The organism is Sporosarcina sp. P29 (assembly GCF_002743265.1).
GTDB lineage: Bacteria > Bacillota > Bacilli > Bacillales_A > Planococcaceae > Sporosarcina.
Genome location: NZ_PDYX01000001.1, coordinates 41,824 through 55,172, shown reverse-complemented (window position 1 = coordinate 55,172; position 13,349 = coordinate 41,824). Strand labels below are relative to the sequence as shown.

Genomic DNA, 13,349 nt, shown 5'->3' with positions numbered 1-13,349 from the left:
GTATGTCTAGCGTGTTAACGAAGTATCAGTCATTAACGGGTGCGCAAGCTGGAATTTGGTATGCGCAGCAATTGGAGTCGGATAACCCTGTTTATAATACAGCGGAGTATATTGACATAAATGGAAAGCTACATGTGGAGTATTTTAAGAAAGCTGTAGAACGAGTAATGAAAGAGACAGATTCCATTCATGCTAAATATGGAGCAGACGAAAATGGTCCATGGCAGCATATTTCCGAGAAAAGGGATTTTTCGCTTGAACTTATCGATGTTACTGGGGAAGTGGACCCTGATCAATCTGCAAAAAAATGGATGAAATCTGATATAGATAAACCGTTGGATTTAACTAAAGATGTCGTTGTTAAACAGGCTCTATGTAAGATAAGCGAGAATCGAAGTTTTTGGTATTTGCGTATTCATCATATTGCAGCAGATGCTTTCGGTTTTTCTCTAATCGTACAACGTGTTGCTCAGATTTATACAGCCCTAGTAAAGCAAGAAACGATAAAGGGAAATGAGTTGGGAGATTTTCAAAAGGTATTGGATGAACATCAATCGTATGTGCGTTCGGAGAAATTTATTCAAGACCGTGAGTTTTGGATGGGGCGATTCCAGGATCATCCAGACATTGTTAGTTTAAAGGGTTCATCGTTAGGATTATCTAAACGCATTATCCATAAGACAAGTTATTTGCAAGCAGATACGATAGAGCGGTTAAGGAAAACAGCTAGTTCCAGAGGGGGAAACTGGTATGAAACGATTGTAGCAGCTGTTGCTGTATATATGCAGCGTTTAACTAGTAGTGAGGACATTGTGCTTTGTTTACCAATGATGTGTCGTATGGGCACGTCTTCAGTAAAGGTCCCAGCAATGGTGATGAATTTACTACCATTAAGACTGAATATACAACCCAAAATGAGTTTCATAGAGTTGATAAAACAAGTTCATCAAGAAATGAAGCAAGTGCGGTCCCATCAGCATTATCGTCATGAATATTTACGGCATGATCTGAAGTTGTTAGGGGATGGTCAACGCTTGTTCGGACCTCAAATAAATATGATGCCATTTGATTATGGATTGGACTTCGCTGGTAGTAAAGGAACGACAAATAAGCTCCATACGGGTCCAGTAGATGACCTATCCTTGAATATATATGATCAACAAGACGGAAAAGGGATAAGGATTGATTTGGATGCCAATGCGGATATTTATGAACCGGATGAGGTAACTCTTCATCTAAATCGTTTGGTGAATTTGATTGAGAATATAGCTGCTGCAGATGCGGATTTGCCAATATCTCAATTAGGGGTACTTTTACCTGGAGAGTTTGACAATGTAATCAATAATTGGAATCAAACAACTCAACAATTGTCTTATATGTCTGTACAAGAAATATTTTTAAAACAAGTTACCCGTACACCGCATGCCGAGGCCTTAAGGTTCGACGATGAAAGCCTTTCTTATGCAGCATTAAATAAACGGGTTAATTGTCTGACGAATTTACTTGAGGAAAAGGGACTAGGGCCTGGTAAGTTTGCAGCTTTGGCTTTACCCCGATCCGTAGATATGGTTATTGCAATGTTGGCTGTTTTAAGAGCGGGAGCAGCGTATTTGCCAATTGATCCCGAATATCCTGTTGAGCGAATTTCTTATATTCTGGAAGATGCACAGCCGATTTGTATCCTGACACATAAGGACATACAATCTCAATTACTAGACAGTCATGTAGATCATGTCGTGTTGGATGATCCCGCTGTTCGTAATCAACTAACAGCTTATGCTGATATAGATTATCCGAACAGAATAGTAGCGCCCAAGAGTCCAGCGTACATGATTTATACTTCCGGATCGACAGGGCGTCCGAAAGGAGTTGTTGTTACAGTTGAAGGATTAACCAACTTCCTTTGCTCGATGCAAAATAAGTTTGCTTTGAGTCATCAGGATCGTCTTTTAGCAGTTACGACAATTGCTTTTGACATTTCAGCATTGGAAATATTTCTTCCGCTCATTAGTGGTGCATGTTGTGTGATTGCAAAGGATAACGCAAACAAAGACCCGGCAATATTAGCACAATTGATTGAAGACCGTAATATTTCCATTATGCAGGCAACGCCCACACACTGGAATGCGCTTGTATCGACCTATCCAGAAGCACTTCGTGGAATACGTATCTTGGTTGGCGGAGAAGCGCTTCCTGAAAAACTCGTAAAATCTTTACATGAGCTAGATTGTGAAGTGACAAATTTGTATGGACCAACAGAAACGACAATCTGGTCCACAGCTATTACTTTAAATACAGGGGAAACGGGTATTCCTTCTGTTGGCTATCCGATCGAAAATACACAAATATTCATTTTAGATGCCGGTTTACAGCCTGTCCCCCCAGGGGTAAGTGGAGATTTATATATTGCAGGTAAAGGGTTAGCACAGGGCTATTTTAATCGTCCGGATTTAACAGCAGATACATTCATTGCTAATCCATATGGAAATCCAGGTGAAAGGATGTACAAAACAGGCGATATTGCACGTTGGCATGCGGATGGAAAGCTTGATTATATTGGCAGGTCAGATCATCAAGTTAAAATCCGCGGTTTTCGAATAGAGCTTGGAGAAATTGAATCCGTCATAGCGAAAAACTCAGAGGTTAGTCAAGTAGTCGTTGTTGCTAGGGAGGACCAATCAGGGGATAACCGTATAATAGCTTATCTCGTGCCAGAAAAGAATGCCATTATTGATTTAGCTAAAACACGTAAATATGTGGAAGAATTACTTCCTGATTATATGGTTCCTTCTGCCTTTATTATAATGGACGATTTGCCGCTGACACCAAATAAGAAAATAGACCGCAAAGCATTGCCGTCTCCAGAATTCGAAAAAGGTAAAGATAGTCGAGATCCTAGAACACCACAGGAGGAAATAGTTTGTGATTTATTTAAACAAGTGTTAAATGTTTCACAAGTGGGAATTGACGATAGTTTCTTCCATCTTGGCGGTCATTCATTACTTGCTGTACAGTTAGCGAATCGTATTCGTGAAGTCTTTGAAGTGGAAGTTGGGATAGGGAAAATCTTTGAAACACCGACTGTAGAAGGACTTGTTAAACAGTTAGAGGCAGGACGGAAAGGAAGGCCCCCTGTTCAAAGAGTCGAATCCAAGGGTGATATCCCATTATCGTTTGCGCAGCGTCGATTATGGTTCCTATATCAGTTAGAAGGACCAAGCCCTACATATAATATACCACTAGTGGTTAGATTATCAGGGAAATTAGAAAAGAACGCATTGCAAGAAGCAATCTGCGATGTAATAGAAAGGCATGAACCGTTGCGAACTATTTTTCCCGAACATGCGGGGACAGCCAGGCAAGAGGTATTAAATCCAGAAAAGGTTAAGCCAGATTTACATGTACACCAAATAGAAGCATCCGAGTTAACAAGCCGATTGAATAATACTGTTAAATATTGCTTCCAATTGGATGAGGAACCTGCATTTCGAGTTGAGCTCTTTTCAACCGCAGAGAAAGAACATGTTGTTGTACTGTTACTACATCATATCGTTGGCGATGGATGGTCCTTGACGCCGTTAACACAAGATTTGAAGAAGGCATATAGGAGCCGCGTTAATGGCAAACAGCCGGATTGGATAAATTTACCAGTTCAATACGCGGATTATGCATATTGGCAAGAGAATTTATTGGAAGAAAAGCAAGGACAAGAGAGTCTTGTTAAAGAACAGCTTGATTATTGGTTAAATACCTTAGCGGATTTACCTGATCATTTGGAACTCCCAACAGATTATCCACGACCAGTGGAATCTAGCTATTTAGGGAAAACGTATCGCTTTACGATTGACGCGAGGCTTCATCAGAAGTTACTTCATATCTCTGCACAAAACGGAGTTAGTTTATTTATGACGTTGCAAGCCGGTCTTACGGCGTTACTGACTCGTCTTGGGGCAGGATATGATATACCTTTAGGGAGTCCGGTAGCTGGAAGAAATGATGATGCTTTGACAAATCTCGTGGGGTTGTTTATTAACACCTTAGTATTACGTACTGATACATCTGGTAATCCGAGCTTTAAGAAGTTACTTGGTAGAGTGAGAAAGGTAAATTTGAATGCGTATGAAAACCAGGATTTACCTTTTGAAAGATTGGTAGAGGAATTGAATCCTCCGCGTTCTAGATCAAGGCATCCATTATTCCAAATCATGCTTGCATTACAAAATACACCTGAGCCAAAGTTAGATTTACCTGAAATGAAGAGTGAATTGTCATTATATAGCGTAGGAGCTTCTAAATTCGATATGACGTTAGAGTTTCGAGAAAATGTAAGTGAATCGGGGTATGCGGAAGGATTAGATGGATTCCTTGAGTATAGTACAGACTTGTTTACAGAAGAGACAATAGAATCGATGATGAATAGACTGATTCGTTTGTTAGAATCTGCTGTGCTTGATCAGGATAAACCAATCGGACTTCTGGAGATTTTAGATCAAAATGAAAAGAAAGAGCTGGTCCAAGATGTAAAAGTGAATGATGAACAGGAAGAATCCAGTTTGTCAGTACGATTTGAAAAGCAGGCCATGCTTGAACCAAAAAATATAGCGCTCATCTTTGAAAACGAACAAATGACATATCAAACATTGAATGAAAGGGCTAATCAACTTGCGCATCTATTAATTGGACAAGGCGTTGGACCGGAGCAATATATTGTCTTAGCTTTACCTAGATCAATGGAAATGGTAATCGCTATGCTTGGTATTATAAAAGCTGGAGCTGCATATGTGCCTATTGATCCTAATTATCCGAGTGAACGAATTACCTTTATGATAGAGGACGTAAAGCCTTTGATGGTGATTACAAATGAAGAGTATACAAATAAATTACCTAATAATTATGCGGTGCCAAAACTTATTTTAGATGCAGAAGATACACAGGAAGTACTTAGTAAACAAAAAGATACGAATCCAATAGATGCAGAGCGTACAGAGCCGTTACAAGCTCTTCATCCGGCATATATTATATATACTTCGGGTTCCACTGGTCTGCCTAAAGGAGTAGTGATTCCCCATCAAAATGTGAATCGTCTACTAGGATCTACAGACGAATGGTTCCAATTTAATGCGGATGACGTATGGACTTTATTCCACTCCTATGCGTTTGACTTTTCGGTATGGGAAATGTGGGGGGCTTTGCTCTATGGTGGAAGACTTGTTATTGTGTCTTATGAGATTAGCCGTTCTCCGTATGAGTTTTTACAACTATTAGTAAATGAGAAAGTAACGGTCCTGAATCAAACTCCTTCCGCATTTTATCAATTAATGCAGGCGGACAGAGAACAGCAGGAATTAGGTAAACAGCTGCAATTACGATATGTCATTTTTGGCGGAGAAGCGCTTGAACTTAATCGACTAGAGGATTGGTATAAGCGTCATACAGAGGACGCACCTAAACTAATTAATATGTATGGAATTACGGAAACGACCGTACATGTTACGTATATGGAAATTAATGAAGCTCTTGTATCACTAAGAGCGAATAGTATTATCGGTCAGGAGATAAAAGACTTAAATGTATATATATTGGATGAATATTTACAGCCAGTACCAATAGGGGTTATTGGAGAAATGTATGTATCTGGTCCAGGGTTAGCAAGGGGATATTTAGGAAGACCAGGTTTAACGGCTGACCGTTTCGTGGCAAATCCATTCGTTGAAAATGGATCTAGAATGTACCGTACGGGTGATTTAGCCCGTTGGAAAGAATATGACATGTTAGATTACATCGGACGCGCTGATCAACAGGTGAAAATAAGAGGCTTTAGGATTGAGCTAGGGGAAATTGAATCTGTGCTATCCGAGCACCCTAGCATCGAACAGGTAACCGTGGTCAGCAGAGAGGGCCAGTCGAGTGGAAATCAACTGCTTGCTTATATAATATTAAATTCCGATGCAAGTGAAAATGGTGTTGATATCCGGCGGTGGGTTGCTAAACGTTTGCCAGATTATATGATACCTTCCGCATTTATCATGATTGATATATTCCCATTAACTCCTAATGGGAAGCTAGATTACAAGGCTTTACCTGATCCAGATTATTCTGAGGAAGTAACAGACAAAGGACCAAGAACACCACAGGAAGAAATATTATGTAATCTATTTATGGAAGTATTGGATTTGCCGTATGTGGGAATTGATGACGAATTCTTCCACCTAGGGGGACACTCCTTACTTGCTGTCCAGCTAATGACTCGAATCAAAGAATCATTTGGTATTGACCTAAGTATTGGGAATCTCTTTGAGTCTCCTACGGTTGCGGGTCTGGCAGAACGATTGGAAACTGGTGACAATACAAGTGCGCTAGAGGTTTTGTTACCACTTCGAACAAGTGGAAGCTTATCTCCTTTATTCTGTGTTCATCCGGCTGGCGGACTTAGTTGGTGTTACGCAGGTCTGATGAAGGAATTGAACAAAGATTATCCAATTTACGGTCTTCAGGCACGAGGTATTTCCGATCCAGATAATCATCCCCATTCATTAGATGAGATGGCTGAGGATTATGTTGAACAGATACAATCTGTTCAACCACAAGGTCCCTACTATTTACTGGGATGGTCACTCGGAGGTAATATCATGCAAGCCATGTCGACAAAACTGCAGAAAAAGGGTGAAAAGGTTGCGCTAGTTGCTATGTTAGATTCTTATCCAAATCATTTTCTCCCAATTAAGAATGTTCCAGATGAGGAAGAAGCACTTATTGCTTTGCTTGCATTGGGAGGTTATGATCCTGAAAGCGTAAATGGAGATGCACTTACGCTCGAAGATGCCATAGAGTTGTTAAGAAAGGATGGAAGTGCGTTAGCGAGTCTTGATGATAAAACAATCACTAATTTAAAGGAAACATATGTACAATCTGTTCAAAACTTAAGTGAATTTGAACCGGAAATATATCAAGGTGATGTCTTGTTTTTTAGATCGACTATTACCCCAGAGTGGTTTGATCCAATTTCCACTAATACATGGGAGCCTTACATCGATGGCAAGTTGGAAGTATATGATATTCATTGTCGTCATAAAGATATGTGCCAACCGGAACCATTAGCAGAAATCGGAGAGATTCTATCTAAAAAGCTAAGTATGTTGTATGAATCGACTAAAATAAACTCAGAGAGGAAGAGATAGAACATGAGTAACCCTTTTGAAAACGCAGAGGAATCTTATGCTGTATTAATCAATAGTGAGGGACAATATTCTCTTTGGCCTGGTTTTCTTCACATTCCATCGGGCTGGGATCAGGTTTATGGAGTGGCGAATAGGCAAGAATGTTTGGATTATGTAAATTCCAAATGGGATAATTTAATGCCGAACAGTGTGAAGACAATTGAGAATGTTAGTAATAGGAATTAACCATGAAGAAACGTGTAAGTGTGAAGTTTGCTGTAGGTGCAGTATATGTATTAGCGATGTTTATGTCTGCTCTCGACAGTACAATTGTTAATGTGGCATTGCCGGCTATTGGAGGAACATTCCATGTTCCTCCTGAAGCCATGGGAACCATAAATATTGGATATCTAATTAGTTTAGCCATGTTTCTACCAGCAGCAGGCTGGATGGGGGACCGTTTTGGAACAAAACGGATATTTTTGAGTGCGATAGGCATATTTACTATTGCATCTGTCTTGTGCGGATTTGCTCATAATATGTTTACGTTGAATGTATATAGGATTCTCCAGGGTATTGGGGCAGGTTTCATTACCCCTGTTGGCATGGCCATTCTATTTCGGACATTTACTCATGAAGAGCGTCCCAAGCTGTCACGTATGCTAATTATACCGATCGCACTAGCTCCGGCTCTTGGTCCTATTATAGGTGGTTTTTTAGTGGATACAATTTCCTGGCGTTGGATATTTTTTATAAATATACCTATAGGCTTGCTGGCTTTATTCATTGGGAAGGTATATTTACAGGAACATGTTGAGCCAACAGCCGGAGCATTTGATTATAAAGGGTTTATATTATCCTTAACAGGTTTTTCGCTGTCGATTTATTCATTGACACAGGGAACTGTTAAAGGGTGGACATCTCCTGAAATTATAGTAACGGGATGTTTGGGACTTGTATTAATGGTTTTACTTGTTCGCCTTGAACTGCGTGAGGATAAACCATTGATAGATGTGAGATTGTTCAAGGATCCAATGTTCCGCTCAATGAGTTTTATCGGTCTTTGTTCCGCCGCGGGTTTACTTGGAATGCTATATGTTTTTCCGCTAATGTATCAAAATGCGTTGAACGTTAGTGCTTTTCATACAGGTCTAACCACATTCATAGAAGCACTTGGATTAATGGTGGCTTCCCAGCTAATGCCTTGGACATTGAAGAAAATGGGTTTGCGGCGACTCCTTATTTTTTCTCTAATTGGTACAATCATTGTTTTTATGCTTATTTCGTTATTTGTTGCATCTAATCCGTGGTTACTTAGATTTTTAATGTTTGGAATAGGGTTTTTCTTAGGACAAACAGTTGGGGCAGCGCAAATATCAGCTTTTAAGAATATAGACTTCCCATCAATGGGCAGAGCTACAATGCTATTTAATATGCAAAATAGACTTGGCGCAGTTCTTGGGGTTGCTATCTTATCAGGAGTACTAGGAACATCCAATACGTCAACAGGGGAACAGGTTAACTTGCTAACCTATCAATATGCATTGTTTGGCGCTTCGATATTTTTAATAGTTGCATGTTTAATAGCAGTGAGAATGAATAAAACGACAGAAAATGATCCCACACTACACTTGAATCTGGTTGAGAAAGCAGAATAGCGGTCTATTATAAAATAAATCAAAATGTAAAGATGAAGGGAGCATTCCATGTGGTAGAAGTCTATATCTGTCAATTACCTAAAGAAAAGAGTCAAGCAAAATTGGGGGAATTACTTTTAAAAGTGCCTAAAGAAAGACAAAAGCATATTCGAAGGTTCTACCATCTGGATGATGCATACCGAACTATTATAGGAGATTATTTATTAGATCATGTTTTAAAGCAACGGACTGGGAAAACATTAAAAGAAATAACCTTAAAAAGAAATGCATATGGCAAACCGTATTTACCTGATTATCCATTTATTCAGTTTAATATATCTCATTCAGGTAAATACGTAGTTTGTGCAGTACATAATCAGGATGTAGGCATTGACATTGAGGAAATTCAAACTTTCGATTTACTCTTGGCTAAACAACTGTTTACTGTGGATGAATACCAAATGATACTTAATTCAAATGATAGAAATCATGCATGCTATGAAATTTGGACTATGAAGGAAAGTTATACAAAAGCAATAGGAATGGGACTGGTTATCCCGCTAGATGCTATTTGTATAAGAAAACACGTAGGTAACCTTATGGAAGTTGTTAGTTCGGACGAAAAGGAGCTAGTAACGAATTTCATATGTAAACAATATGCGATTCATACAGATTACAAGCTAACTGTGTGTGCACGTATGACTGGAGGGAATATGTTTCATGAACATCCAACCGAAATGAATTTCGATCAATTGTGTTGAATTACTATTTTCATTTCCAAATAAAATTTAAAAGCAGTTATATCTAGTAGTAGATAAATCCATTTGCAGCCACACTTCTCAATTGGTGTTACACAACTATTTACATCATTAGGAAAAAATTCATTTAATGATTGACAATGATTCTCATTATCGATAAAATGAGAATTGTTCTCAGTTGAGAAGGTGGTGATTCTTTACTACGGCAAAAAAGGAAGTCTCATTTTTTAGTACTCAGTTATAAAGGAGGGAAGGAATATAGGAAGGACGAAAAGAAAATCTGTAGTAATTGGTCTAACATTAGGAATGCGACAAGATAGGCTAACTGTATGTAAATGATGTACGTTTTTACCCGGTTGCAATTTCTTCGTCTGAAATACAAAGTTAGACGCATAAAAGATCCATCGAACTCAGAGTGATTTGTTATAAGATATTTTCAGTTAAATTATCTGACTGTTAAAGGGATTTAGAATAATTCTGAGGTGATTCCTCCGCGAATTGGCTAATAATTGCTATTTCGATAGAGGTAGTAGTTGAAATAGTTCATGGGTATAAAGCGAGGGCCACAGATGGCAGCATTGCAGTACCTGGGAATCGACTACTTCATCAACGTTATTCTTAGTGCAAGTTATGCTGTTACTCGCCGAGCGTGGTTTTAATCGTAAGAAATACGAAGGTTTGCCGTCTCAAGGACAATTAGGCATCGATACTTAAATTAAAAGGAGAAGATGAATGATGAAGAAGCAATTAAGCTTATTAGTATTTGCATTGATGGCTATATTGGTACTTGCTGCATGTGGAGGAAAAGTAGAAGAGGAAAAAACAACAGAGAATGATAAACAGGAATCCCCTGTTGACAAAGAAGCAACGCAACAATCTGCAGATGATAGTGCAGCTGAAAATGGCATGCAAGAAATTACATACTTAGGTGAGACCTATTCTGTACCAGAAAACGCAGAACGCATTGTCATTACAGGGGCGATGGAAGCGATGGAAGACGCAACGGTTTTAAATATAGAGCCAGTTGGAGGAATTACAGTTGCAGGAGAATTCCCAGAAACATTTAAAGCGGTGGTAGGAAATACAGAGTCAATCGGTGAAAAGCAACAACCAAATTTTGAAAAAATTCTAGAATTGCAGCCAGACGTTATTTTGGGAACGACAAAATTCAAAGATGAAGTGGTTGAAAAATTGGAACAAATTGCACCTACAATTTTAGTTTCCCATATTTCAACGAATTGGCAAGATAATCTGATGCTAATGGCTCAACTTGGAGATAAAGAAGAAGAAGCGAAAACACTTTTAGCCCAATATGACAAAGATATTAAAGCTGCGACAGAAATAAAGGAAGAGTTTAAAGGCAAGACGGTAATGGCGATTCGCATTCGTGGTGGTAGCTTGTTTGTCTACCCGGAGGATGTATTCTTTAACCCTTCTTTATACAATGAACTAGGAGTAGATGTTCCAGACGTTATCCAGAAAGCAAAAGCTCAAGAAGAGATTTCGATTGAGCAGCTAGCAGAAGCAAATCCAGATGTTCTTTTCATTCAAATTCAAACAAGTGGAAATCAGGAGAATGAGCAAGCATATGAAGAATTGAAAAAGAATCCAATCATTCAAAATATCAACGCTTTCAAAAATGATGCTGCTTATATCAATATTGTAGATTCTTTGTTAGAAGGAGGAACGGTATTAAGTAAAATCGAATTCTTAAAAGCTCTGGAAGAAAACGTGTTAAAGAAATAGAGGGAATTTAGATGTCCATAATTCGAAAGAATAAGATTGTATTAATCCTTTTCCTATTGATTTTATTTATCGTTACAATAACGTATTCAATCATGTATGGGGCTAGTCGTTATTCGGTTTTAACAATATGGCAAGCCTTGGTTCATTTTGATCAAACGAATATGGAACATCTAATCATACGATCTTCCAGGATCTCTAGGGTGCTAGGTGCTTTGTTGATCGGTGCTTTCATCGCGATATCTGGAGCGCTTATGCAAGGAATGACGAGAAACTACTTGGCCTCCCCCGGCATTATGGGTGTGACCGACGGTTCGGTTTTTGTTATCACATTGTCAATGATATTTCTTCCGAACGTTCAACCTGCTACCCTCCTAATATTTTCATTTATAGGTTCTTTAATGGGCGCAGTGTTTGTTTTTGGAGTCGCCAAGCTAGTGCCAGGTGGCATGTCGCCTTTATCGCTTGTAATTATCGGAACAATTCTAGGTATGTTTTTGAACGGCGTATCACAAGCCCTGGCAACATATTTTCAAATATCACAAAATATCAGTTTTTGGTACAATACGAGACTTCATCAAATTGATCCGGTCATGCTTCAATGGTCTGTACCTTTAGCAATCATCGGACTTTTCTTAGCATTTTACGTTTCAAAGTCTATTACAGCCATTTCCCTAGGAGATGAAGTCGCACAAGGTTTAGGAATTAACCTTGTGGTGATGAAAACATTGACGTTAGTGAGTGTCGCACTGTTAACAGGTGTGTCTGTAGCTTTGGTTGGTAAGGTTACCTTTATCGGTTTAATCATCCCGCATATCACACGTTTTTTAGTCGGCGAAGATTATAAAAAGATTGTTCTATACGCCGGATTGTTCGGTGCACTATTTTTCGCATGGGCGGATATAGTAAGCCGTTTGATTAACCCGCCATTTGAAACTCCAGTCGGTGTCATTACGGCACTTGTAGGCGTACCTTTTTTCCTTTATCTGATTCAAACAAAGGGAGGGAAGCGTTATGCCTAAGCTGAATCTAAATAAGCGTTTCTTTGTAGTAGCAGGTATTGGAATCCTATTTACGTTACTCGTTATTTATTTGAGTCTTACAAGCGGTCAATACCCATTGACGGTATCTGAAACGTTCCGAACGTTATTTGGTGTCGATCATATTCCAAATCATGAACTTGTGATCTTTGGTTTTAGGATGCCTAGAATAGTAATTGGTGTTCTAGTCGGTTTATCACTGGGAGTAGTAGGAGCCGTTTTACAAGGTGTGACGAAAAATAATTTAGCCGATCCAGGTATTTTAGGTATTCAGTCTGGTGTAGGACTCACAGTGGTTCTTTATATGTTTTTTGTTCAGGGGAATGTGAATGAGATGTCAAGTCTCTCGATCGTCGGGGTGTCTGTATGGGGATGGCTTGGTGGAGTCCTCGCTACTCTCCTGCTATTTATACTTTCAAGTCATCAAGGCCAGCTCGATCCAAAACGTTTGATTTTAGTTGGTATTGCATTGAATTCTGGTTTTGGTGCGCTTACCCTTTTTATCTCATTGAAGATGGATCCTAAAGATTTTGAAATGGCGACAGTTTGGTTATCAGGAAGTATTTATAGTGCATCATGGCAACAAGTATTATCTATGTTACCTTGGGTTCTACTAATCATTCCGTTACTCGTTTGGAAAGCACCCATTCTAAATGTGTTACAACTCCATGATATAACGATTGTTGGTTTAGGGGTTCGGATAAACCGACAACGCGTGTTGTTGGTAATGGGGGCGGTTGGATTGATCAGTGCAAGTGTGATTGTTTCCGGAAGCATTGCATTTGTCGGATTACTAGCTCCTCATATATCAAGGCGATTAGTGGGTATTCATCATCAACATATCATTCCGATGAGCGGTATTATCGGAATGATTCTTGTTGTAACAGGAGATTGGATTGGTAAGGTGGTCTTTGCACCTGCTGAATTGCCAGTTGGAATTGTTATTTCAATTATTGGCGTACCTTATTTCATTTATTTATTAATGCGAAATAGCCGAAAATTACGGGCATAAAG

At 39.1% G+C, this 13,349-nt stretch carries 7 protein-coding genes; all 7 read left to right on the top strand.

What is annotated here, in order from left to right:
* Window positions 1-2 precede the first annotated feature (2 nt).
* Window positions 3-7,178 (top strand): amino acid adenylation domain-containing protein, encoded by a 7,176-nt coding sequence (locus CSV68_RS00240; RefSeq protein WP_099661199.1) that lies wholly within the window; start codon window positions 3-5, stop codon window positions 7,176-7,178.
* A 3-nt stretch (window positions 7,179-7,181) separates the two neighbouring features.
* Window positions 7,182-7,403: an MbtH family protein gene (locus CSV68_RS00235; protein ID WP_099632892.1), complete on the top strand. Its 222-nt coding sequence runs from the start codon at window positions 7,182-7,184 to the stop codon at window positions 7,401-7,403.
* A gap of 2 nt (window positions 7,404-7,405) precedes the next feature.
* Window positions 7,406-8,815, top strand: coding sequence for an MDR family MFS transporter (locus CSV68_RS00230; protein ID WP_099661198.1), 1,410 nt, complete (start codon window positions 7,406-7,408; stop codon window positions 8,813-8,815).
* Window positions 8,816-8,865: 50 nt separating this feature from the next.
* A complete protein-coding gene (locus CSV68_RS00225; protein WP_158232975.1) occupies window positions 8,866-9,555 on the top strand; it encodes a 4'-phosphopantetheinyl transferase family protein in 690 nt (229 codons plus the stop codon).
* Between the two features lie 732 nt (window positions 9,556-10,287).
* Complete coding sequence (locus tag CSV68_RS00220; RefSeq protein WP_099633022.1) at window positions 10,288-11,298, top strand: ABC transporter substrate-binding protein; 1,011 nt, start codon at window positions 10,288-10,290, stop codon at window positions 11,296-11,298.
* 11 nt (window positions 11,299-11,309) lie between these two features.
* A complete protein-coding gene (locus CSV68_RS00215; protein WP_099661197.1) occupies window positions 11,310-12,317 on the top strand; it encodes a FecCD family ABC transporter permease in 1,008 nt (335 codons plus the stop codon).
* The gene (locus CSV68_RS00210) at window positions 12,310-13,347 is read left to right on the top strand and encodes a FecCD family ABC transporter permease (RefSeq protein WP_099632896.1); all 1,038 of its coding nucleotides are present in this window, start codon (window positions 12,310-12,312) and stop codon (window positions 13,345-13,347) included. Before CSV68_RS00215 ends, CSV68_RS00210 begins: the two co-directional genes overlap by 8 nt.
* Window positions 13,348-13,349: the final 2 nt, after the last annotated feature.